General features: G+C 73.4%; 18 protein-coding genes. 15 read left to right on the forward strand and 3 right to left on the reverse strand.

Translation table 11 applies throughout. The features are described 5' to 3' along the window. Window positions 1-78: 78 nt before the first annotated feature. From AMA02S_RS13845 to AMA02S_RS13880, 8 genes are all read left to right on the forward strand, one after another. Window positions 79-3,186 carry an AfsR/SARP family transcriptional regulator gene (locus tag AMA02S_RS13845; RefSeq protein WP_067457484.1) on the forward strand — a complete coding sequence of 1,036 codons (3,108 nt, stop codon included), beginning with the start codon at window positions 79-81 and terminating at the stop codon, window positions 3,184-3,186. Window positions 3,187-3,253: 67 nt separating this feature from the next. Then, window positions 3,254-4,810, forward strand: a complete 1,557-nt coding sequence (locus AMA02S_RS13850) for an MFS transporter (RefSeq protein ID WP_067457487.1) — start codon at window positions 3,254-3,256, stop codon at window positions 4,808-4,810. A gap of 40 nt (window positions 4,811-4,850) precedes the next feature. Next, window positions 4,851-5,762, forward strand: coding sequence for an SPFH domain-containing protein (locus AMA02S_RS13855; RefSeq protein WP_067457489.1), 912 nt, complete (start codon window positions 4,851-4,853; stop codon window positions 5,760-5,762). Continuing rightward, on the forward strand, window positions 5,759-5,977 hold the full coding sequence (locus AMA02S_RS13860) for a type II toxin-antitoxin system antitoxin (protein WP_067457492.1): 219 nt from the start codon (window positions 5,759-5,761) through the stop codon (window positions 5,975-5,977). Before AMA02S_RS13855 ends, AMA02S_RS13860 begins: the two co-directional genes overlap by 4 nt. Beyond that, window positions 5,974-6,597: a GOLPH3/VPS74 family protein gene (locus AMA02S_RS13865; RefSeq protein ID WP_067457495.1), complete on the forward strand. Its 624-nt coding sequence runs from the start codon at window positions 5,974-5,976 to the stop codon at window positions 6,595-6,597. The genes AMA02S_RS13860 and AMA02S_RS13865 overlap by 4 nt, the downstream gene beginning before the upstream one ends. Window positions 6,598-6,726: 129 nt before the next feature. After that, window positions 6,727-7,416 (forward strand): lysophospholipid acyltransferase family protein, encoded by a 690-nt coding sequence (locus AMA02S_RS13870; protein ID WP_067457498.1) that lies wholly within the window; start codon window positions 6,727-6,729, stop codon window positions 7,414-7,416. Window positions 7,417-7,516: 100 nt separating this feature from the next. Then, window positions 7,517-7,969, forward strand: a complete 453-nt coding sequence (locus AMA02S_RS13875) for an ATP-binding protein (RefSeq protein ID WP_067457501.1) — start codon at window positions 7,517-7,519, stop codon at window positions 7,967-7,969. 9 nt (window positions 7,970-7,978) lie between these two features. After that, window positions 7,979-8,380, forward strand: a complete 402-nt coding sequence (locus AMA02S_RS13880) for an ankyrin repeat domain-containing protein (RefSeq protein ID WP_067457504.1) — start codon at window positions 7,979-7,981, stop codon at window positions 8,378-8,380. Window positions 8,381-8,397: 17 nt separating this feature from the next. Here AMA02S_RS13880 and AMA02S_RS13885 read toward each other — a convergent pair whose 3' ends face one another. Next, window positions 8,398-9,834, reverse strand: coding sequence for an MFS transporter (locus AMA02S_RS13885; protein ID WP_067457507.1), 1,437 nt, complete (start codon window positions 9,832-9,834; stop codon window positions 8,398-8,400). A 150-nt stretch (window positions 9,835-9,984) separates the two neighbouring features. Here AMA02S_RS13885 and AMA02S_RS13890 point away from each other — a divergent pair, with 150 nt between their 5' ends. After that, a complete protein-coding gene (locus AMA02S_RS13890; RefSeq protein ID WP_218004955.1) occupies window positions 9,985-10,566 on the forward strand; it encodes a TetR/AcrR family transcriptional regulator in 582 nt (193 codons plus the stop codon). A gap of 18 nt (window positions 10,567-10,584) precedes the next feature. On the opposite strand, the gene AMA02S_RS13895 is transcribed toward AMA02S_RS13890, so the two are convergent. Continuing rightward, window positions 10,585-11,634 carry a mechanosensitive ion channel family protein gene (locus AMA02S_RS13895; protein ID WP_067457516.1) on the reverse strand — a complete coding sequence of 350 codons (1,050 nt, stop codon included), beginning with the start codon at window positions 11,632-11,634 and terminating at the stop codon, window positions 10,585-10,587. Window positions 11,635-11,801: 167 nt separating this feature from the next. Here AMA02S_RS13895 and AMA02S_RS13900 point away from each other — a divergent pair, with 167 nt between their 5' ends. Beyond that, the gene (locus tag AMA02S_RS13900; RefSeq protein ID WP_067457519.1) at window positions 11,802-13,442 is read left to right on the forward strand and encodes a CocE/NonD family hydrolase; all 1,641 of its coding nucleotides are present in this window, start codon (window positions 11,802-11,804) and stop codon (window positions 13,440-13,442) included. Between the two features lie 34 nt (window positions 13,443-13,476). Here the strand turns inward: AMA02S_RS13900 and AMA02S_RS13905 are convergent, their stop codons facing one another. Continuing rightward, window positions 13,477-14,118, reverse strand: a complete 642-nt coding sequence (locus AMA02S_RS13905) for a histone deacetylase (RefSeq protein WP_067457522.1) — start codon at window positions 14,116-14,118, stop codon at window positions 13,477-13,479. A gap of 167 nt (window positions 14,119-14,285) precedes the next feature. On the opposite strand from AMA02S_RS13905, the gene AMA02S_RS13910 reads away from it, so the two are divergent. From AMA02S_RS13910 to AMA02S_RS41675, 5 genes are all read left to right on the forward strand, one after another. After that, a complete protein-coding gene (locus tag AMA02S_RS13910) occupies window positions 14,286-15,560 on the forward strand; it encodes a glycosyltransferase (protein WP_067457525.1) in 1,275 nt (424 codons plus the stop codon). 137 nt (window positions 15,561-15,697) lie between these two features. Further along, complete coding sequence (locus AMA02S_RS44675) at window positions 15,698-18,646, forward strand: helix-turn-helix transcriptional regulator (RefSeq protein ID WP_281181878.1); 2,949 nt, start codon at window positions 15,698-15,700, stop codon at window positions 18,644-18,646. Between the two features lie 334 nt (window positions 18,647-18,980). Next, window positions 18,981-19,820, forward strand: a complete 840-nt coding sequence (locus AMA02S_RS13920) for a nitroreductase/quinone reductase family protein (protein WP_067457528.1) — start codon at window positions 18,981-18,983, stop codon at window positions 19,818-19,820. Between the two features lie 122 nt (window positions 19,821-19,942). Continuing rightward, window positions 19,943-22,549: a class III lanthionine synthetase LanKC gene (gene lanKC / locus AMA02S_RS13925; protein WP_245667521.1), complete on the forward strand. Its 2,607-nt coding sequence runs from the start codon at window positions 19,943-19,945 to the stop codon at window positions 22,547-22,549. A 6-nt stretch (window positions 22,550-22,555) separates the two neighbouring features. Beyond that, a complete protein-coding gene (locus AMA02S_RS41675) occupies window positions 22,556-22,666 on the forward strand; it encodes a SapB/AmfS family lanthipeptide (RefSeq protein WP_089315262.1) in 111 nt (36 codons plus the stop codon). The last annotated feature ends 129 nt before the right edge of the window (window positions 22,667-22,795 follow it).

Raw genomic sequence — 22,795 nt, forward strand, 5'->3', positions numbered from 1 at the left:
GTTCGCGAATCGGGCCCTATCGGCGGGAGGCGCGGAACCCGGCGGGCCGCGGTCCGCGCGGGCTGCGAGAATCGGGGGATGTGGTTCGGGGTTCTGGGGGCCGTGGAGGTCCGGGGCGGCCGGGGTGAGGTCGTCGCGGTGGGCGGGCCCCGGGTGCGGGGGTTGCTGGCCATGCTGGCACTGGACGCGGGGCGGGTCGTCCCGGCGGAGCGGCTGATCGACGGGCTGTACGGGCAGGAGGCGCCCAGCGGGGCGGCCAACGCGTTGCAGTCGCAGGTGTCGCGGCTGCGGCGGGGGCTGGGGGACGCGGGGCTCGTCGAGGGGCATCCGGCGGGCTACCGGCTGGCCGTGGAGCGGGACGCGGTGGACGCGCACGTGTTCGAGCGGCTCGCCGGGGACGGGCGGGAGGCGCTGGCCGCCGGGGACCACGCGAGGGCTGCCGGTCTGCTGAAGGACGCTCTCGGGCTCTGGCGGGGCCCCGCGCTCGCCGACGTCGACGCACCGTTCGCGGCGGTGTGGGTGGTGCGGTTGGAGGAGCGGCGCGTCGCGGTGGCGGAGGACCGCGCCGAGGCGGAGATCGGCCTCGGGGCGCCGGGGGCGGTGGTCGCGGAGCTGCGGGAGCTGGTGGACCGGCACCCGTTGCGGGAGCGGGCACGGGCGCTGCTCATGCGGGCCCTGTACGGGGACGGGCGGCAGGCGGAGGCGCTCGCGCTGTTCGAGGAGGGGCGGCGGCTGCTGGCGGACGAACTGGGCGCCGACCCGTCCCGAGAGATGGCGGACGCGCACCTGGCGATACTGCGGGGTGACGCGGTCCCGCGGGAGGCGGCGCGTCCCGTCCGGGCCGCGCTGCCCGCGCAGCTCACGAGTTTCGTGGGACGCGAGGAGGAGGTGCGACGGGTCGGGGCGATGCTCGCGGACGGGCGGCTGGTCACGCTGCTCGGGCCGGGCGGGGCGGGCAAGACACGGCTGGCGATCGAGGCGGCGGGCCGGGAGGGTGGCGAGGTCTGCTTCGTGGACCTCGCGCCGGTGGACCGCTTCGAGGTGGAGAAGGCGCTGCTCGCCGCGTTGGGGCTGCGGGAGAGCGGGATGCTGCCGGGGGCCGGAGAGCCGCACCCGGGGGCGGAGGAGCGGCTGGTCGCGGCGCTGGCCGGGCAGCGGATGCTGCTCGTCCTGGACAACTGCGAGCATATCGTGGCGGCCGTCGCGCGGTTGACGCATCGGCTGCTGAGCGCCTGCCCCGACCTGCGGGTGCTCGCGACGAGCCGGGAGGCGCTGGCCGTCACGGGTGAGGCGCTGCGCCCGCTGCCACCGCTCGCGGTGCCGCCCGAGGGCACGCCGGTAGGGGACGCGACGGGTTTCCCGGCGGTGCGGCTGTTCGCCGACCGGGCGGTGGCGGTCCGGCCGGGCTTCGCGGTCGACGACGGGAACGTGGCCGCGGTCCTGCGGATCTGCGGAGCGCTGGACGGGTTGCCGCTGGCGATCGAGCTGGCGGCGGCGCGGCTGCGCTCGCTGCCCGTCTCCGAGGTGGCGACGCGGCTGGACGACCGGTTCCGGCTGCTGTCGCGCGGGAACCGGGGCGCGGCGCCGCGCCACCAGACGTTGCGGGCCGTCGTCGAGTGGAGCTGGGGCCTGCTGGACGGGCCGGAGCAGACCCTCGCGCGGCGGCTGACGGTGTTCTCCGGCGGGCTCACGCTGGAGGCGGCCGGCTGCGTGTGCGACGTGGAGGACGCCGACGAGCTGCTCGTCGGGCTGGCCGACAAGTCCCTGGTGCAGACGGACGGCACGCGCTTCCGGATGCTCGACACCGTCCGCGCGTTCTGCGCCGAGCGGCTGGAGGTGGCCGGGGAGACCGAGCGGTTCCAGCGGGCGCACGCCGAGTACTTCCTCGGCCTCGCCCGCCGCGCCGACCCGCATCTGCGCGGCCCGGACCAGGTGGCGTGGCTGGAGGCGCTCGCCGCCGACCACGGCAACCTGCACACGGCGCTGCGGCGGTGCGTCCGGCTGGATCCCGGGCTGGCGCTGCGGCTCGTCGCGTCGCTGTCGTGGTACTGGTGGCTGCGGGGGCGGATCGAGGGGACGGCGCTGGCCACCGCGCTGCTGGGCGTGGTCGACCTGGACCCGCCCGCGGACCTGCACGAGGAGTACGTCCTGTGCGTGGCGAACGCGGTGGCAGGAGGTGGGCGCGCGGGGCCGTGGCTGGACCGGGCCGAGGAGCTGCTGAACGGGATCGACCACACGCTGGCGTACCCGGTCACCACCGTCTTCTGGGCGCTCACGGCGGGACCGAGCCGCACCAACGTCCCGGTCATGGTGCGCCAGATCGGCGACGATCCGTGGTCACGGTCGCTGATCTTGATGAGCGACGGCTTCCTGTGCCAGTTCCGCGGCGATCTGGAGGGCGCCGAGCGGGCGTGCGCCGAGGCCGTCGCCGGGTTCCGGGCGGCCGGGGACGGTTGGGGCATCGCGAACTCCCTGGACCCGCTCGCCCAGCTCGCCGACTGGCGCGGTGACCGGGTCCGTGCGCTGGCGCTGCTGGATGAGGCGCTCGCGCTGGTCGAGCGGCTGGGCGCGCTGGAGGACACCGCCGACCTGCTGTACCGGCGCGGGGAGGTGCACATCCACGCAGGGGACCTGGACACGGCGCACGCCGACTTCACGCGCGGCGCGGGGCTGTCGCGCCGCGCGGGCGCGCCCGACAAGGTCGCGGGCGCCCAGCACGGGCTCGGCCGGGTGGCGCGGCTGCGCGGCGACCTGGGCGAGGCGCGGCGACTGCACGAGATGGCGCTGGCCGGGCTCGCGTCCGAGCGGTTCATCGCCACCGCCATCCGCGCGCTGGCGCTGGTCGGGCTCGGCTGGGTCGCGGTCGACGAGGGCGACACGGCGCGAGGGCGGGAGCTGTTCCGCGAGGCCCTGGACGTGGCGATCGACCATCCCGTCTTCATGCACCAGGCCGGCGCGGCCGTCGGCCTGGCGGGCGCGGACCTCGTGGACGGGGACGGGACGCGGGCGGCGCTGCTGCTCGGCGCGGCGCGGGCACTGCGCGGCGTGCGGGTCGCCGGGGACCCCGACATCGAGCGCGTCGCGTCCGGCGCGCGACGCCTCGCCGGCGACGCCGCGTACGAGGCGTCCTACGCCCGGGGCGCCGCCGCGCAACGCGCCGAGGCCCTCGCGCTCCTGCGCACCTGACGGCGGCCGGGCGGACGGTCAGCGGACGGTGCGCGGGTGGTCAGCGCCGGCGTCGACGCTCTGCTGCATGTACTCACCGGCTCGCAAGTGGGGCACGTTCGCGATCTGCGGACTGCTCGCCATCGTCCCGAACATCGACCTCACCGCGCTGAACCAGGCGATCCCGCATCTGGGTGCGGACCTGCACCCGTCCGCGACGCAGACGCTGTGGATCGCCGACGCCTACGGCTTCGCCCTCGCCGGGCTGCTGATCACGATGGGCGGCATCGGCGACCGCATCGGACACAAGCGGCTGCTGCTGATCGGCACCGCCCTGTTCGCCGGGGCGTCCGCCGTGACGGCCTACGCGCCGAGCGCGGAACTGCTGATCGCGGCCCGCGCGCTGCTGGGCGTCGCGGGGGCGACGCTGATGCCGTCCTGCCTCAGCCTGATCCGGCGGGTGTTCAGCGATCCCAAGGAACGGACGACCGCCGTCGGGCTCTTCATGGGGATGGGCGGCCTCGCGGTGGGCCTCGGCCCGGTGGTCAGCGGCGCGCTGCTCGACCACTTCTGGTGGGGCTCGGTGTTCCTGATCAATGTGCCGATCATGGTCGCGGCGCTGGTCGCCGGGGCACTGGTCCTGCCCGGGTCACGTCCCCTCGGTGGGGTGGGTCGGATGGACGTGCTCAGCGTGCCGCTGTCGGTCGCGGGAGTCCTCGGCCTGGTGTACGCGGTGAAGGAGGCGGCCGCGCACGGCGTGGACGGGCCCCGGGTACCGGTGGCGGCCGTCCTCGGCGCGGCGGCGCTCGCCGCGTTCGTGCTCCGGCAGACCCGGGTGGACGAGCCGCTGATCGACATCCGGCTGTTTCGGCTCCCGGCGTTCAGTGGCTCGGTCGGCACCACCATGTTCGCGATGTTCACCCTGGTCGCGCAGTCGCTGATCTTCTCGTTGTTCTTCCAGCTCGCGCTCGGCTGGTCGCCGCTCAAGGCCGGGCTGGCCGGGCTGCCGGGCGCCGCCGGTGCGATGGTCGGTGGCGCGGCGCTGGCCCCGCCGCTCATCTCGGCCCTCGGCCGCGCCCGTGTCGTCGCGCTCGGCATGACCCTCGCCGCCGCCGCCTTCTCCCTGTACCTGACGATCGGGTTGGACACTCCGTACCTGGCGATGGTCCCGATGATGGTGCTGGCCGGCGCCGGCGTGGGGCTGGCGCTGACGACCACCTCCGACACCGTGCTCGCCTCCGTCCCGAAGGAGCGCTCGGGCGCCGCGTCGGCGATCTCCGAGACGGCGACGGAGCTGGGCGGCGCGCTCGGCATGGCGATCCTCGGCAGCGTGCTGAACGCCGTCTACCGCGACAGCCTCGATCTGCCCGCGGGCGTGCCCGGTGCGGCGGCGGCCGGCGCCCGTGACTCCCTCGCCGGCGCGATGGAGGCGGCCGGTGGCCTGCCCGGCGGGCTCGCGGCACAGGTCACCGCCGCGGCCCGCGTCGCCTTCGTGGACGGCATGCACGCCGCCCTCACCTGCAGCGCCGGCTTCGCCGCCCTGGTGGCCGGCTTCGCCCTGGTCACACTCCGTTCCGTCCCCAAGGTCATCGAGGACGCCGCGGAGGAGGCGGTGCCGGAGCGTACCGTGGAGTGGAAAAAGTGATATCACTTTGATAGGTTGGTGATAACAAGAGGAGGGGTTCATGGAGGAGTCGACGCGGGTGGAGATGCCCCGGCCGCAGATCTCGGAGCGGCCCGCGCGGGACGCGGGCGGCTGGCCGATGCTGGGGCTGGCGCTGGGCCTGATCCTGCTGGGGGCCGTGGCGGTGCTGGTCGGGATCGCTGCCGGGGGCGGTGCGGCGATCGCGGTCGGGATCGTCGTGGGAGTGCTCCTCATCCTGGCCGGGCTGGTCGTCGCGGTCGGGCTGACGCCGGTGGCGCCCAACGAGGCGCGGGTGCTCCAGGTGCTCGGGCGGTACGCCGGAACGGTCCGCACCGACGGGCTGCGGTGGGTCAACCCGATCACCGACCGGCGAAAGGTGTCGACCAGGATCCGCAACCACGAGACCGGGCACGCCAAGGTCAACGACCTGGACGGGAACCCGATCGAGATCTCGGCGGTGGTCGTGTGGCAGGTGCGGGACACGGCGCGGGCGGTGTTCGAGGTCGACGACTTCGTGGAGTTCGTGGCGTTCCAGACCGAGGCGGCCGTCCGGCACATCGCGGGCAGCTTCCCCTACGACGCGCACGACCGGACCTCGCTGCGGGACAACGCCGACGAGATCACGGGACAGTTGTCGGACGAGCTGCGCCTGCGGGTGGCCTCGGCGGGCGTGGACATCATCGAGTCGCGGATCACCCGGCTGGCGTACGCGCCGGAGATCGCGCAGTCCATGCTGCGCCGCCAGCAGGCGGGCGCGGTGGTGGCGGCACGGCAGCGGATCGTGGAGGGGGCGGTCGGCATGGTGCAGCTCGCGCTGGACCGGCTGGACGAGGAGAACGTGGTGGAGCTGGACGAGGAGCGCAAGGCGGCGATGGTCAGCAACCTGCTGGTCGTGCTGTGCGCCGACCGGGATGCCCAGCCGGTGGTGAACGCCGGCTCGCTCTACCAGTGAGTTCCGAGCGCAAGAAGATCCTGCTGCGGCTCGACCCGGCGGTGCACGACGCGCTCGCCCGGTGGGCCGGGGACGAGCTGCGCAGCACCAACGCCCAGATCGAGTTCCTACTGCGGCAGGCCCTCGCCGACGCCGGGCGGATGCCCGGGTCGGCGAGGCGGATGCGCCGCCCGGGGCGGCCGTCCACAGCGGAGACTGACGGGAGCGATGAATGATCGAGACTCCGGACTCGTTGCCGGCACGGATGTTCCTCTTGGCCTATGACCTGCGCAAGCAGCGGATGACCACGCGCGGGTCGCACCTCGGGTACGTGCTGCGCGCGGCGGCCCTGACCGAGCTGTACCTGGACGGCCGGCTCGGCGAGGACGGCCGCCGTCCGGTGCCGGGCACACCGGGCGACGACCCGTACGGCGTGCTCGCGCAGATCTCGGCGTCGCGGCCCCGCTCCTGGCGGTACTGGATCCGCAAGGACAGCAGGGCGTTCGTGGCGACCGTCCGGGAGGAGCTGCGGCGGGGCGGCTGGATCCGGGTGACCCGGCACCGGACGCTCGGGCTGTTCCCGTCCGATCGGGTGACGGTGAAGGACCCGCGGGTGGTGAAGGCGCTGTGGGGCGGGGCGTCGTCGGCGTTGCGGGGACGTCCGGTGGCACATGTGAACAGCTACGACGCGGCGGCGGTGGCGCTGGCGGCGGCCGGGGAGATGTCGTCGGTGCTCCCGGGCCCGGACCGGCGGCGGTACCGGCGGCGGATCGCGGAGCTGACGGCCCGTTCGGGCCCGGCCGCGCCGGCGGTCCGCAAGCTGATCAGCGCGGAGCGCGCCGCCGCCGCGGGCTGACCGGCTCCCCACCGGGAACGGGCCGGCGCAACGACCGGACAATGGCGGCGCCCTACAAGAATCGGGGGCGGGTTCTTGTAACGGGGCAGCACCGCGATGGTGGGCGCGGGAGCCATAACCTGCTCGGACATGGACCCCGAACGCCTTATCTATCCCCTGCTCAAGCACGTCCTGCTCGGCCCCGCGATGCGCGTGGTGTTCCTGCCGAAAGTGAGCGGGCTCCGGCATGTGCCGCGGACGGGTCCGGTGATCCTCGCGGCGAACCATCTGGCGTTCCTCGACTCGTTCGTGCTGCCGCTCATGGTGCCGCGGCGGGTCCACTTCCTCGGAAAGCACGAGTACTTCACCGGGCCCGGCGTGCGGGGCCGGGTGATGGCGACGTTCTTTCGCAGCGTCGGCGCCATCGCGGTCGACCGGTCGGGCGGACGGGCCGCCCTCGACGCGCTCGACACCTCCGCGCGGGTGCTGGAGGGCGGCGGCGTGTTCGCGATCCATCCGGAGGGCACCCGCTCCCCCGACGGGCGGCTCTACCGCGGCCGGACGGGAGTGGCGCGGCTGGCGATGCGGACCGGCGCGCCCGTGCTGCCGGTGGCGATCGAGGGCACGGACCGGGTCCAGCCGCGCGGCCAGGCCGTCCCGAAACCGGGCCGGATCGGAGTGCGGATCGGCCCGCCGCTGGACTTCGCGGGACGGGACGCGGGGACCCCGCGCGGCCGGGCCGCCCGCGACGTCACCGACGAGATCATGCAGGCGATCCGGGATCTGTCCGGCCAGGAGTACGTCGACGACTACGCGCCACGGCCGGGCATCCCGGCCTGAGAAGGGCGGGGGCGACGGGCGGGCGCGGCGCGCGGGCGATGGTTTGAGCGCGGCGGCGAGGGCACGAGTAGGGGACATATCGAGCGAAGACGGAGACGACGTGGAGATCAGCTTGGACCTGCTGTTGCCCCGGGACGCGGCGAGCGTCCCCGCGTCCCGCAAGATCCTGGACGCGGCATTGCAGGCGCTCGGCGTGGAGGACCAGATCTGCGACGACATCGAGTTGATGCTCACCGAGGCGTGCTCGAACGTGATCCAGCACGCCGAGAACGGCGACGGGTACACGGTGCGGGCCACCATCCTCGACCGGCGCTGCGTGATCAAGGTGATCGACTCGGGGCCCGGGTTCGAGCCGGAGACGATCCCGCTCCCCGGCCCGGGCGCCGAGCGGGGGCGCGGAGTGCTGATCATGCGGACGCTGGCCGACGACGTCCGGTTCTCCTCCGTCCCCGATGACGGGGCGCTGGTCGCGTTGGAGAAGCGGCTGCGGTACGGCAAGGGCAGCCTCGGCGGCCGTCTCGTCGCCGACGCCAGCGGCTCGGACGGACAGTAGGGTCCTCCCATGAGCGAGCCCGACCCTGAGCTGGAGGGATTCGCCACCCGGTTGTTCGCGTTGGCTCGCGCCGGCGAGACCAAGTCCCTCATCGCCTATATCGAGGCCGGGGTGCCGGTGAACCTGGCCAACGACAAGGGCGACACGCTTCTCATGCTGGCCGCCTACCACGGCCACGCCGGGACGGTCCGGGCACTGACGGCCCACGGCGCCGACCCCGAGCGGGCGAACGACCGGGGGCAGCGCCCGCTCGCGGGCGCGGTGTTCAAGAAGGAGCCGGACGTGGTCCGGGCCCTGCTGGAGGCGGGCGCCGACCCGCACGCGGGCTCCCCGTCCGCCGCAGACACGGCCCGCTTGTTCGGCCAGTCCGAGCTGCTGGCGTGGTTCGAGGACCCGCCCGAACACCGCTGACCCGCGAGGACGAGGTGCTAGGCGCGAGCGACCCGCATGATCAGCAGGCTCACCAGGAAGGCGGCGGCAGCGAAGGCGGCGGCGGCGGCGAAGGCCACCCCCATGCCTCCCAGCGGATCCGTGGCCGTGGCCGCCGAGCTGTGCACCGTGACCAGGACGGCGGAGCCGAGCGAGGCACCCGACCACAGCATGGTCTGCGCGACGCCGGCGGCGGCTCCCGAGTGCTCGGGGGCGACGCTGCCGAGGATCGTCACGTTCAGCGGCATCATCGACATCCCGGCACCGGCACCGATGAGCAGGAACGGGCCGAGCACGCCGACGGCGTAGCCGTCCCCGGCGGAGATCTGCGACAGCCAGAGCATGCCCACCGCCGACAGCAGCGTCCCGGCGACGACCAGCGGCCGGGCGCCGGTCCGGGGCAGCACCCGCGGCAGCACGCGGACGGTGGCGAACTGGAGCCCGACCAGCGGCAGGAACGCCGCGCCCGCCCGCAGCGGCCCGTAGCCGAGGTTCTGCTGGAGGTACTGGGTCAGGAAGAAGAACGCCCCGAACATCCCCGCGACCAGCAGCAGCAGGACGAGGTAGGACGCGGCGCGGTCACGTCCGGTGAGCAGCCACAGCGGCATGATCGGCTGCCGGACGCGCACCTGGATGGCCACGAACAGGCCGAGCAGGACGGCCGCGGCGGCGAAGGCGGCGAGGGCCCGGCCGTCGCTCCAGCCGTCCGACCCGGCCCGGATCAGCCCGTACACCAGCGCGGTCATCCCGACCGTGGAGACCAGCGCGCCGCCGACGTCGAAGCGTCCGGGGCGCCGCTCGGTCTCGGTGAGCACGCGCGGCGCGAGCAGCGCCAGGACGACACCGACCGGCACGTTGATGAAGAAGACCCACCGCCACGAACCCGCCTCGGTCAGCACACCGCCGACCAGCATGCCGATCGCACCGCCCGCGCCGCTCACGGCGGAGAAGACGCTCAGCGCGCGAACGCGGGCGGCGCCCTGGAAGTTCGTCGCGATCAGCGCCATCGCGCTCGGCGCGGCGACGGCGGCCGCGGCGCCCTGGGCGGCGCGGGCGGCGAGCAGGAACCAGCCGCTCGTGGCGAACCCGCCGACCAGGGACGCCAGGGTGAACCCGACGATCCCGGCGGCGAACGTCCGCCGGCGGCCGAACACGTCCCCGACGCGGCCGCCGAGCAGCAGCAGCCCGCCGAATGCGAGCATGTAGGAATTCTGGATCCAGGCGAGCCCGCCCGTCGACAGCCCGAGCCCGTCGCGGACCTGCGGGAGCGCGATGGTGACGACAGAGGTGTCGAGCACGATCATGAGCTGGCAGCCCACGATGACGGCGAGCATGACTCCCGGCCGCTGGAAGAGGCGATGATGGAGAGGCGGAACGACGGCGTCGGGAGCGGTGAACTCCCCGCGCGCCGCCGTCCGCTCGTTGGATGCGGTCACGAGGACCCTCCGGGGGACGAGGATTTAAGGAACGGCGAAGTACACTATGTGGGGAACGTATCACCGATTCCCGCGAAAGAGAACGCTACCGTTCACTATTTTCGCGGGGTCGGATCGGGCGGCGCCGGCTCGACGGCAGGGGGGCGCGTGGTGAGCACGGGAACCCGCCGCCGCGGCGGCGACCTGGAGGCGGCGATCTACGAGGCCGTCTTCGAGCAGCTCAAGGCGGTCGGCTACCGCGGGCTCACCATGGAGGGCATCGCCACCGAGGCCCGGACCGGCAAGGCCGCGCTCTACCGGCGCTGGCAGTCCAAGGACGAGCTCGTCACCGACGCGCTCAAGCACGTCCTGCCCGACCCGCCGTCGGCGCCCTCGACCGGGCGGGTGCGCGAGGACATGCTGCTGCTCCTGACCTGCCTGCGGGACACGCTGGTCGCCTGCCGCGGCGCCGCGCTCAAGGTGCTGAAGGAGGAGAGCGGCGACGGCAAGGGCATCATGCACGAGGTGATCCGGGCGCGCATCTCGCAGCCGGTCATGGACCGGCTGTACGAATCGCTCGTGGAGGGCGCCGCGCGCGGGGAGGTCCGCCCCGAGGCCGCCACCCGCCAGATCGCCAAGGTCGGCCCGGCGATGATCGTCTACCGGAACCTCACCGAAGGCGTCACCATGGACGACGAGCAACTCGCCTCGGTGGTCGACGACGTCCTGATCCCGATAGTCCGGCCCCGGTAGAGCCGGTGGGCCGAGGCGTTACAGTCTCAGGCCGTCCCGGCTCGGGACCTCGTCGAGCGTCACCCGGCGACGCGGGTAGGGGATCTCGATGCCCGCCTCGCGGAACGCCCGGTGCAGGCGCTTGACGAACTCGTGCTTGATCCGGAACTGGTCGCCGAACTCGCTGGTGCGCAGGATGACGGTGAAGTCGACGGACGACTCACCGAACGTGTGGAAGCGCACGAGGACCTCCGCGTCCTTCACGCCGCCCTGCACGTCCGCCATCACCCCCTCGCCGACCTCGACGGCGAGCTTCTCCACCCGTTCCAGGTCCGCCTCGTAGGGCGCCTTCGCCTGGAGCAGGAGCGACATGTCCTGCGCCGGCCGGTGGAAGTTGGTGAGGATCGTGTCGGAGAACCGGGCGTTCGGGATGACCTCGATGTTGTCGGACAGAGTCCGGATGGAGGTGTTACGCCAGTTGATGTCGACGACGTACCCCTCCTGCCCGCTGCTCAGCTTGATGTAGTCGCCGGGCTCGATGGTCTTGGACGCCAGGACGTGCACGCCCGCGAACAGGTTGGCGAGGGTGTCCTGGAGGGCGAGCGCGACCGCGAGGCCGCCGACCCCCAGGGCACCGAGCAGCGGCGTGATCGACACACCGAGGCTCTGCAGCATCACCAGCAGGCCGATGCCGATCACGACCACGCGGGTGATGTTCGCGAAGATCGTGACGTTGGCGGCGACGCCCTGCCGCATCATCGCGACCGAGGCGACCGCGCCCGCGATGAGCCTGGCCAGCGCCAGCGACACCACGAAGATCGTGGCCGCGGTGAGGACCTTGGCCGTCACGTCCAGGCTGCCGCGCGGCAGGTGCAGGACCTTGGCGGAGATCCAGGCGCCGCCGAGCACGGCGACGGGCACCGCTAGGTCGCGGACCAGGCGCGCGGCCAGGTCGTCCCAGGCCCAGCGGGTATCCCCGGCCCGGCGGAACAGCCGGCCGGTCAGCAGCCGCAGCACCACCGCGACCGCCAGCGCGGCGACCATGACGATCGCCGCGATGATGACCCGCTGCCAGTCCAGGTCATCCATAGAGCACCCGTCCACTCCCCATCGGTGAGATCTGATTTGCGGCATCAATCCGGATTTGCCCCTGATCGTAGTGAAGGACCGGGGTGTGTGAGACGCGTCGTGGAACGTCGGCACCCGCCCGGCACCCGGAAGTGGCGATTACGATCGATCAAGTGGTAGGCGAGGGGATGATGCGCCGACTGGGGGTCTCGGCGCTGGGACTGCAGAACGGCCCCCACCGGGTCACGGTCGACAAGGACCTGCGGGTACCGGCCGCGGACGGCGTGACGCTGCTCGCCGACCGGTACGCGCCGGCGGACGTGGAGCGGGCACCGACGGTCCTGGTCCGCTCCCCCTACGGACGGCGCGGCCCGTTCGGGCTGATGTGCGGGCAGGCGTTCGCGTCGCAGGGGTTCCAGGCCGTGGTGCAGAGCGTGCGCGGCGGCTTCGGCTCCGGTGGCGTGTTCGAGGCGCTGGACGAGCGGGAGGACGGCCTCGCCACCATCGCCTGGCTCAAGGAGCAGCCCTGGTTCGGCGGCACGTTCGCCATGCACGGCCCGAGCTATCTCGGCTACGTGCAGTGGGCCGTCGCCGCGGAGGCCGGACCGGAGCTGAAGGCCCTGTCGATGCAGGTCACGGCGTCCACCTTCCGGGACGCGGTCAACGTCGGCGGGACGTTCGCGCTGGAGTCGGCGCTGATCTGGGTCGATCTGACCGCCCGGATGAAGCACTCGCTGTCGGGCATCACGACCGGGATCATGTCGCCGCGCCGCGCCCGCCGGGCCGCGCTGTCCGGGCGTCCGCTCGCCGAGCTGGACCGGCTCGCGACAGGCGCGCAACAGCGCTTCTTCCAGGAACTGCTGGTCAACGGCCCCGACACGCCGTTCTGGGACAAGCGCGACTTCAGCCCCACCGTCTCGCAGGTGCGGGCACCGGTGAACATGACCGGCGGCTGGTACGACATCTTCCTGCCCTGGCAGCTCAAGGACTACGCCGCCCTGCGGGCCGCCGGGCACCGCCCCTACCTGACGATCGGCCCGTGGTTCCACGCCGACCAGCGGATGATGCGCGGGTCGGTCGGGGAATCGGTGCGCTGGTTCCGGGCCCATCTGCTGGACGACCCGTCCGAACTGCGGGAACAGCCGGTCCGGCTGTTCGTGACCGGCGCGGGCGAGTGGCACGAGTTCCCCGACTGGCCCGTCCCGGGGATGCGGGAGCAACGCTGGCACCTTCAACCGGGCCGCGCCCTCGCACCGGACGAACCGCCGGGGCCGGATCCGGCCGTCAACCCTCCCGACACCTACCGCTACGACCCGGAACACCCGACCCCGTTCCTCGGCGGCCCCACCCTGCTCGGCGACAGCCGCCCGTCCATCGACCAGGCCCGCCTGGAGCGCCGCCGGGACGTGCTGACCTACACCTCCGCCATCCTGGACGAGGACCTGGAGATCATCGGCCCGGTCCTGGCCGACCTGCGGGTCCGCTCGAACCGTGAGCACACCGACTTCGTCGTCCGGCTCTGCGACGTCTCGCCCGACGGCGAGTCCCGCAACCTGTGCGAGGGCATGCGCCGGCTCGTCCCCGGCACGCCGGAACCGGACGAGGACGGCGTCCGCCGCGTCGCCGTGGAGCTGTGGCCGGCCGGCCACCGCTTCCACCGCGGTCACCGCGTCCGGGTGCAGGTCGCGAGCGGCGCCTACCCGCGGGTCGCCCGCAACCCCGGCACCGGTGAGCCCATCGGCACCGCCACCGCGATGCTCACCGCCGACCAGGAGGTGTTCCACTCCCCCGCCCACCCCTCGGCGATCATCCTCCCGATCATGGGGTAAGCCCCCGGCCCCCCTCTGCGAGGGGATCGGTGGCTCAGCGAACGTCGTCGAGGTTCCATGAGGTGAGCAGGGGGATCACCGTACCTGGGTGCCAGGCGCCGGTGGCACCGGGGCGGGCGCACAGGTACGAGGCGGCCCGCTCCGCCGTCCAGCCGTGGGCCTCGCGCAGGCCGTTGCCGAGCATGGTCAGATAGGGCGCCGTCGGCGCGTTCAGCTCCGCCGGGCCGTGCGGGGCCGGGGCGGTGAAGGTGACCATGGGGTGGCCGGCGCGCTCACCGACCTTCAGGACGGTCTCGTAGCGGCCGGGGCCGAGCCGCTGGCGACCCGTCCCGATCACCTCGGACAGGTCGTGGTCGGTGCCGGGTGCGCGCCGCATCTCCTGGGAGATCACGTCGCTGAACTGGCGGCGCGACAGCAGGTAGGCGCGGGCGGCCGCGCGCCCGGGCAGCTCCGGGTCGTAGAAGGCCATACCGCCGCCCCAGGTCAGCGACGTCAACGCGAAGTAGATGCCGCCCGGGAGCGTGACCGCCGCCTCCGCGCGGGCCGAGCGTGGGTCACGGCAGCCGGGGTAGCGGCGGGCGCCACCGCCCGGACGGCCGCCGGACAGATAGCAGCCGAACCTCTCGCGGAAGAGGTTCGAGCCGTAGGCCACGTACCAGAGCGGTTCGTCGTCCATCCCTCCCAGTATCCCCGCCGGTCACCCCCGGTGCGAAGGGGTGACCGAGGAAACGATCCGATTCGCGAGGTTTGACGGGGTGCGTGCCCGGAAATAGTCTCCTCCGAGCAGGTGTCTACGACGCAGATACCTCCAGGCTTCCCCTGTGTTGTCCCGGAGGATTCGTCATGAACCGCCCGCTGAACATTGCTCTCGTGTCCGCCTCCGACCTCGACGGCGAACACGCGCACTCCGTCCACGTCCGGGATCTCGCCCGCTCGCTGGCGAGGCCGCGCACCAATGACGCGGACGGCAACCACGTCACGCTGTACACCCGGCGCCAGGACCCGGCCGCACGCGGCCGCATCCGGCTCGGGCCGGGTGCCGCGCTCGTCCACCTCGATGCCGGGCCCGCCCGGCCCCTCACCGACGATGAGCACCTCGCCCACGTCCGCGACCTCGCCGACGCGCTGCGCCGCCGATGGTCGGGTGCGGGCCGCCCCGACGTCGTGCACGCCCACGGCTGGGTCGCCGGCCTCGCCTCCTGCGCGGTGGCCCGCGAACTCGGCATCCCCTTCTTCCAGAGCTACCACGGTGTCGCCGCCGCCGAGCGGCGCGCCGGGCACGAGGTCCACCCGCACCGCGACCGGCTGGAGAAGGCCATCGGACGCGGCGCCCACACGGTCCTCGCCGGGAACGCCGAAGAGGCGGGCACCGTCGTGCGGATGGGCGTCCCCCGGCCCGCCGTCAAGGTGATCCCCTACGGTGTGGACGCCGACCAGTTCGCGCAGGCCGGGCCCGCGATGCCCTCCAGCGACCGGGACCGTCTGGTGATGGTCTGCCGCGACCTGGAGGCCGGTGACGTCGAGACCGCGCTGCGCGCCCTCGTGCACGTCCCCGGCGCCGAACTGGCGGTCGCCGGCGGCCCTGACCGCGAGGACCTGGAGAACGACCCGGTCGTGCACCGGTTGATGCTCCTCGCCAAGGAACTGCACGTCGCCGACCGCGTCATCTTCCTGGGACGGCTGCCCCGCAAGGCGCTGCCCAAGCTGCTGCGCACCGCCCGGCTGGCGCTGTGCCTGGCCCCCGTCCAGCCGTCCCCGGCGGTGCCGCTGGAGGCCATGGCCTGCGGCGTTCCCGTCGTGGCGACCCCGGCGGGCGGCCACACCGACGAGGTGCTCGACAAGATCACCGGTCTGCACGTCCCGGCGGGACGGCCGGCCGTGATCGGACGGGCGATCCGCGCGCTGCTCGCCGAGGAGACCACGCTGCACGGCTACGCGATCGCCGCCGCGGACCGGGCCCGCTCCCGCTACTCCTGGGAGCGGATCGCGGGCGAGACGTTGCGCGCCTACGCCAAGGCGCTCCCCGAGCCCGAGCCCGAGCCCGTGCCCGTCCCCGGGCCGCGGGAGACCGACGAGGCGGAGCGCGAGGCCGACCTGGCCCCCGCCCTGGCCGGCTGACGCGCATCGCCGCGTAGGGGCCCCGGATCCCTCCCCGGATCCGGGGCCCTCGCGTGTCCGGCTCGTACGTGACCGGGCGTTCTCGCCGGTGGGATACTGTGCGACATGGCCGAATACGCGACGTCCGGGGGCGCCGGGTGCTGATCGGGAGGGCGCCGCAGCTCGGCGAGCTGACCGCCGCGCTCGACCGGGCCGCCGCGGGCAGCGCCGGCGTCGTGCTCGTCAGCGGGGACGCCGGGGTCGGCAAGACCCACCTCGTCGCCGCGCTCACCGGCGCCGCCCGCGACCGCGGCTGCGCCGTCCTCGTCGGTCAGTGCGCCGAGCTGGGCGAGAGCATGCCCTACCTGCCACTGGCCGACGCGCTGTGGACCGCCGCGCGCGCTGCCACGCCGGAGGCCGGCGCGGTCCGCGCCGCACTGGACTCCCGTCCCGTGCTGGGGCGGCTGCTGCCGGACGGTGACGGCGCACCGGGCACGGCGTCCGAGCTCGGACAGCAGCAGCTGTTCGGCGCGGCGCTCGGGCTGCTGGGCGAGCTCGGACGGGAACGGCCCGTCCTGCTGGTGCTGGAAGACCTGCACTGGGCCGACCGCTCGACGCGGCACCTGCTGACCTTCCTCAGCCGCGTCCTCCAGCGGGAGCGCGTCTGCCTGATCGGCACCTACCGCTCCGACGACCTGCACCGGCGCCATCCGCTGCGCCCGGTCGTCGCCGAGCTGCTGCGGCTGCCGAACGTGACCGCCGTCGAGGTCGTGCCGTTCGGGCCCGGCGAGACCGCCGAGTACCTCGCCGCGCTGGCGGCCGGGGCCGCGCCGGTGACCGCCGAGATCGTCGAGCGGGTCCACCACCGCTCGGAGGGAAACGCGTTCTACGCCGCCGAGCTGTACTCGGCCGAGAGCACCGGTGAGGCGCTGCCCGCCGGGCTCGCCGACCTGCTGCTGTCCCGGATGGAGCGGCTGTCGGAGGACGCGCAGCGCGTCGTGCGGGCCGCCGCCGTCGCCGGGCGGCGCGTCGACGACGAGCTGGTCCGCCGGGTGTCGGGGTTGGACGAGGCCGCCGCCGGCGAGGCACTACGGGAGGTCGTCTCGCACCAGGTGCTCGTCCCGGTGGGTGCCGGCTACACCTTCCGGCACGCGCTGCTGCGGGAGGCCATCTACGCCGACCTGCTGCCGGGCGAGCGGACCCGGCTGCACTCCGACTTCGCCCGGCTGCTGGCCGGCGGGCCGGACGGGACACCCGACCGGCGGCGCGGCTCGGCGGCCGAGTTGGCCGCCCACAGCCTCGCCGCGCACGACCTGCCCGCCGCGTTCGCCGCGTCCGTCCGCGCCGGCCGCGAGGCCGAGCGGCTCGGCGCCCCCGCGGAGGCGTTCGAGCACTTCGACCGGGCGCTGGAGTTGTGGGACACCGTCCCAGACCCCGAGCGCGTCGCCGGGAAGGACCGGATGACGCTCTCCCTCGCCGCCGTCCGGGCGTCGGGCCGCGCGGGCGAGATCCGCCGGGCGATCTCGCGGCTACGGCGGCTGCTGGATGTGGCCGACCCCGCCGACCTGCGGCTCGGCTCGCGGATCCGCGAGCACCTGGCGTCCTATCTCTCCGACATCGACGAGGACGACGAGGCGCTGGCGGTGGCCCGCGAGTCGGTGGAGATGCTCCCGCCCGGCCCACCGGACGAGGTGCGGGCCGGGGCCCTCGCCACCTACGCCCGGCAACTGCTCTGGAAGGACCCCGGCAAGCTGCTGCCCGGCCTCGCCGAGGACGCCGTCGTCGAGGCGCGCGCGGCCGGCGCCGGCGACGCCGAGGCCAGCCTGCTGGTCACGCTCGGTCTCTACCGCGAGTCGCGGGAGGCCGACCAGGCGGTCGCCGACGTGTTCGCCCGGGCCCGCGACCTCGCCGCCGACGACGACAACCAGCCGGTCGCGCTGCGCGCCGCGTTCCACTACGCCCGCACCAAGTTCGACCGCGGCGACCTCGCCGGCGCGACGCTCGCCGCCGACGAGGGCGTCAAACACGCCCTGGACAACGGCCTCGAATGGAGCACGTTCGGGACGGTCCTCCGCAGCCTGCAGTACCTGATCCACTACACGTCCGGGGACTGGGACGAGGCGGCGCGGCTGGCCGACGGGTTCACGATCCAGGTCGTCCGCCCGCCCGAGGCGAGGGTCTCCGCGTACGCGCTGTTCGTGGAGGTCGCACGTGGCGCGCCCACCGTCGACGAACGGCTGCGCTGGATCGCGCCATTGTGGGGCGGGGACGGCTTCCTCACCTACGTCGCCCGGGGCCTCGCCGCCGAGCAGGCGCTCTGGCGCGGGGAGCCCGCTACCGCGATCGAGCACATCACCAGCGTGCTGGGCGTCCTGTACCCGTACGAGCCCGGCATCATCCGGATCGCCGCGACCGGCCTGTGGGCGCACGCCGACCTCGCCGCCCGCGCCCGCGCCGCCGGGGACGAGGACGCCGTCCGCGCCGCCGCCGAGGCCGGCGACGGCCTGCTCGACCTGGCGCGGCTGGTCGCCACCACCACCTGGGGTCACCATCCGCGCGCCTGGCTCGGGCTGGAGGGGCACGCCTGGCTCGCCCGAGCCGAGGCCGAGCGCCGCAGGCTGGACGGCGACCACGACCCCGGCGCGTGGCGCACGTCGGCCGACCTGTTCACCTACGGCGGGGACGGGTTCGTCTACGAGGTCGCCCGGTCGCGCTACCGGCTGGCCGAGGCCCTCGCCGAGACCGGCGACCGCGAGGAGGCCACCGCGCAGTGGCGGTCGGCCGTCGACATCGCCGAACGGCTCGGCGCCGCGCCGCTGCTGGCGGCGCTGCGCGACCTCGGGACCCGGGCGCGGCTGGACGCGGGACGGTCCGCGCCCGGCTCCGGCTCCGCGGCCGGCGTCCGCTCCGGGCCGTTCGCCGCGCTGACCGTCCGCGAGCGGGAGGTGCTCACGCTCGTCGCGGAGGGACGCAACAACCGGGAGATCGCGGCGGCGCTGTTCATCTCTCCGAAGACCGCGAGCGTGCACGTCTCGAACATCCTCGCCAAGCTGAACGTCGCCAGCCGCACCCAGGCCGCCGCATTCGCGCATCGCGAGGGTCTTTAGGAACGGCACTTGCCACCGGTCTCCCGCTCTATTAATCTTGATTTCGTGACTGCCGGGTCGGCCATGGGCCAAAAGCGAGTGAGGCACCCGGCCACGGCGTGAGCGCCAGGGCCCGAGGCCCACCGCCGCCTGTATCCGCGCACTTCGCGCTCCCTCTTCACCCTTACCGCGGTACCGCGTGTCCTGCTGGACCGGTGCCGTGCATTTCGCGCGCCCCGCCCTTTTCCGGCGCGTCCACACGCCTTTGACAAGCCGCGGCCAAGGTCGATTCCGTGGCGAATTCAGCCTGCCCGCGAATCGTCTGCGGGCCGTTAAATCAGGAGCAACACCACAAATGTCGAACGACGTCAACCAGCAGATCATCGAGGAGTTCCGCGGCACCGAGGGGCGCGTCGGCGGCCCCTTCGAGGGCGGCAGGCTCGTCCTGCTCACCACCACCGGCGCACGGTCCGGCGCCCCGCACACCGTCCCCGTCGGCTACCTGCCGGACCTCGGCGGCCGCATCCATGTGATCGCCTCGGCCGGTGGCGCGCCGCGCCACCCGGACTGGTACCACAACCTGCTGGCCGACCCACGGGCCACCGTGGAGACGGGCCTGTTCACCTACGACGCGCGGGCCACCGCGCTGGAGGGCGCGGACCGCGACACCGTCTTCGCCCGCGCGGTCGAGGCCGACCCCGGCTGGGGCGAGTACGAGACCAAGGCGGCCCGGACGCTGCCCGTCGTCGCGCTCGATCCGGTCACCGCCGGGCCGCCGCCGGTGCCGGGCGGCCCGGGCGACAAGCTCGTCGCGATCCACGCCCTGTTCCGCCGGGAGCTCGAACTGATCCGCAAGGAGGTCACCGCGTCCGGGTCCACGGTGGGCGCGCAGCTCCGCGTCAACTGCCTGACGCTCTGCGAGGGCCTCGGCAACCACCACGCCGGCGAGGAGCAGGGCATGTTCCCGGTCCTGGAGAGCGAGGCCCCGGGCCTTACCCCCGCCCTGAACATGCTCCGCGAGGAACACCGCGTGATCAGGCGGCTCCTGGACGACCTTCAGGCCGTCCTCGCCGGCGGCCGCCCCGATCCGGCGGACCTCGCAGCCGAGGTGGAACGGCTCACCACCGAGGTGGAGGCGCACCTGGACCACGAGGAGGACAGGCTCGTCACGATCCTCAACAGCCCCGCGGGATGAGCGCCCGCGCAGGCGGGCGGGCGGTTCGGTGACGAACGTCGCACGGTCTGTAGTAGATCTTCACGGTTGAGTCGTTATATCGGCTACTAGTCCCGTTCCGCTGTGGCTGCCATTCTTTTCTCATGAGCGCCGGACGCCGGCGCCGAACGGAAGGGAATGTCGTCGTGGACAAGAGGTATGAGCTTTACTGCCTCGCGGACAAGTTCTTTTACGACTCCCCTCCGACCACCCGGGAAACTGAATTCGACGTTGCGGACCGGCCGCTTCCAGAAGGCTGGGAAAGAGTGCGCGGGGACGAGTGGACGGTGTACGTTCCGCCGGAGCAGGGCACACCGCTCCAGGGCTGGAAGGTCCACGTCACCGGCTGCGCGGAAAGTGCGGACGAGGTCCTCGCGCACTCTTTCGACCACTGTGTGGAGAACGGCATCGAGTTCAAGCACCTGCGCGGCCCGGGAACGCTGCGGATGCGGAACGCCAAGTACGCGCCGCGCGGGGCGAGCGGCAAGCTCGTCACCATCTACCCGCGGGACGAGCAGGAGCTGGCGGCGGTGCTGGAGGTGCTCGGTGAGCGCCTGTCCGGCCTACCGGGGCCCTACATCCTCAGTGACCTGCGCATCGGCGAGGGTCCCCTGCACGTCCGCTACGGCGGCTTCGCCGAGCGGCGCTGCCTGGACGAGCGGGGCGAACTGGTCGCGGCGCTGGAGAACGGCTCCGGCGAACTCGTCCCGGACCGTCGCAATCCCGTCTTCTCCGTCCCCGAATGGGTAACGCTGCCGCGCTGTCTCGAACCGCATCTGGCGGCACGGAGCGCGACCACGACGACTGATCTGCCCTACCGGATCGAAAAGGCGCTGCATTTCTCCAACGGCGGCGGTGTTTACCAGGCAATCGACACGCGAACCGGGGAGAAGGTCGTCCTCAAGGAGGCGAGACCGTACGCGGGACTGGCCGCCGACGGCGCCGACGCGGTCGAGCGGCTCGGCCGCGAACGCGACATCCTGAAACAGCTGGACGGCATCGACGGAATTCCCGGTGTCCGCGGTTCCTTCACCCTAGGCGAGCATCATTTCCTCGTGCAGGAGTTCATCGAGGGACGGACGCTCAACACGTTCTTCGCCGAAAAGCATCCGATGCTCGACCCCGAGCCGGAGCCCGGCAAGGTCGCCGCGTACACGGCATGGGCGCTGCGCGTCCACGAGGGCGTCGAGCGGGTGGTCGAGGCGGTCCACGAACGCGGCGTGGCCTTCAACGACCTGCACATGTTCAACATCATGGTGCGCCCGGACGACACCGTCGCGCTCATCGACTTCGAGGTCGCCGCGCCCGCCGCCGACGGCGGCCGGCAGACCCTCGCCAATCCCGCGTTCCTCGCCCCGCCCGACCGGCGCGGCACCGAGGTCGACCGCTACAGCCTGGCGTGTCTGCGGCTGGCGCTCTTCGTCCCGATGACCACCCTGTTCGTGATGGACCGGGGGAAGGCGCGCCAGCTCGCCGACCTGATCAGCGAGTACTTCCCGGTGCCGCGCCCGTTCCTGGACGAGGCGGTCGAGGAGATCACCCGCGGCGTCCCCGACGCCCCCGCGCCCGTGTTCGGCACGGACGCGGAGGGATGGGACCGCGCCCGCGGCGCCCTTGCCAGCGCCGTCCTGGCGAGCGCCACCCCGCAGCGTCGCGACCGGCTCTTCCCGGGCGACGTGGAGCAGTTCGCCGGGGCGGCCCTAGGGCTGGCCCATGGCGCCGCGGGCGTCCTGTACACGCTGGACGTGACCGGCGCCGGGCGCCATCCGGAGCATGAGGAGTGGCTTGCCGCGCGGGCCGCCGACCCGCCACGCGGGACGGGACTCGGCCTGTACGACGGCCTCCAGGGCGCCGCCTACGCGCTCGCCCGCCTCGGGCACGTCGACGCCGCGCTCGACGCGGTCGCGCACTGCCTGAACGAACGGTGGGAGCGGCTCGGCGATGACCTGTACGGCGGGCTGCCCGGGTACGCGCTGGTCCTCGGCCACCTCGCGGACCTGACGGGCGAACCCTCGCTGGAGGACGCCGCCCGCCATGCCGTCCAGATCACGGCGGACCGTTCGCCGGACGGACCGAGCCCGAGCCCACGCCCCGGCCTCATGTACGGCGGGGCGGGAACGGCGCTGATGTTCATCCGATCCTACGAAAGGACCGGCGACAAGGCGCTGCTCGACCTCGCCGAGGCGGCGCTGCGCCGCGACCTCGCCGCCTGTGTCAAGGACGGCAACGGGGCGCTGCACGTCGACCAGGGCCACCGCGTCCTGCCCTACCTCGGCCGCGGCAGCGTGGGCGTCGGGCTCGTCGTGGACGAGTATCTCCGGCACCGCCCGGACGACGCCGAGTTCCAGGACGTCCGCGTATCCGTCCGGCTCGCCGCGAGGTCGCGCTACTACGCCCAGCCGGGCCTGTTCAACGGGCGCGCCGGGATGCTGCTCTACCTTGCCGGGCACGACCGGGACGACCCCTGCGTCGCGCGCCACATCCGCGACCTGGCCTGGCACGCGCTGCCGTACGCGGACGGGCTCGCGGTACCAGGCGAGCACATGTACCGGCTGTCGATGGACCTCGCGACCGGCACCGCCGGCGTGCTGCTGGCCATCGGCGCGGCGCGCCACGACGCCCCGGCGGGGCTGCCGTTCCTCGGAACGGCCCATGTTCCCCCCGTGGAGACCTCCACGGCGGCCACCTCTATCCAGCCCGAAAGGAGGTGAAGACAAATGGCGCTTCTTGACCTTCAGGGAATGGTGAGCGAGAACGGCGGCGGCGGCGGTAACAGCAGCCTCAGCCTGCTCTGCCACAGCTCGCACAGCATCACCATCTGCCTGTAATGGCACACGACGGCCATGGTCTCGCCTTCAGGGCAGACCATGGCCGTCGGCGTAGGAGAGACCCATGACGCATCCGACGGCCGCCGGCGCGGACCGGCTCCTGCTCGGCGCCGCCCGCCGTAGCGGCGG

Source organism: Actinomadura macra NBRC 14102, from assembly GCF_001552215.1.
Taxonomy (GTDB): domain Bacteria; phylum Actinomycetota; class Actinomycetes; order Streptosporangiales; family Streptosporangiaceae; genus Spirillospora; species Spirillospora macra.

Excerpts from the sequence above, each read along its gene's own strand:
- AMA02S_RS13905 (WP_067457522.1), bottom strand. The coding sequence starts at position 14,118 with ATGGACGACGAACCGCTCTGGTACGTGGCCTACGGCTCGAACCTCTTC.
- AMA02S_RS13880 (WP_067457504.1), top strand. The coding sequence starts at position 7,979 with ATGAGCGAGCCCGACCCTGAGCTGGAGGGATTCGCCACCCGGTTGTTC.
- AMA02S_RS13870 (WP_067457498.1), top strand. The coding sequence starts at position 6,727 with ATGGACCCCGAACGCCTTATCTATCCCCTGCTCAAGCACGTCCTGCTC.
- AMA02S_RS41675 (WP_089315262.1), top strand. The coding sequence starts at position 22,556 with ATGGCGCTTCTTGACCTTCAGGGAATGGTGAGCGAGAACGGCGGCGGC.
- AMA02S_RS13910 (WP_067457525.1), top strand. The coding sequence starts at position 14,286 with ATGAACCGCCCGCTGAACATTGCTCTCGTGTCCGCCTCCGACCTCGAC.
- lanKC (WP_245667521.1), top strand. The coding sequence starts at position 19,943 with ATGAGCGCCGGACGCCGGCGCCGAACGGAAGGGAATGTCGTCGTGGAC.
- AMA02S_RS13920 (WP_067457528.1), top strand. The coding sequence starts at position 18,981 with ATGTCGAACGACGTCAACCAGCAGATCATCGAGGAGTTCCGCGGCACC.
- AMA02S_RS13900 (WP_067457519.1), top strand. The coding sequence starts at position 11,802 with ATGATGCGCCGACTGGGGGTCTCGGCGCTGGGACTGCAGAACGGCCCC.
- AMA02S_RS13850 (WP_067457487.1), top strand. The coding sequence starts at position 3,254 with ATGTACTCACCGGCTCGCAAGTGGGGCACGTTCGCGATCTGCGGACTG.
- AMA02S_RS13845 (WP_067457484.1), top strand. The coding sequence starts at position 79 with ATGTGGTTCGGGGTTCTGGGGGCCGTGGAGGTCCGGGGCGGCCGGGGT.
- AMA02S_RS13895 (WP_067457516.1), bottom strand. The coding sequence starts at position 11,634 with ATGGATGACCTGGACTGGCAGCGGGTCATCATCGCGGCGATCGTCATG.
- AMA02S_RS13865 (WP_067457495.1), top strand. The coding sequence starts at position 5,974 with ATGATCGAGACTCCGGACTCGTTGCCGGCACGGATGTTCCTCTTGGCC.
- AMA02S_RS13855 (WP_067457489.1), top strand. The coding sequence starts at position 4,851 with ATGGAGGAGTCGACGCGGGTGGAGATGCCCCGGCCGCAGATCTCGGAG.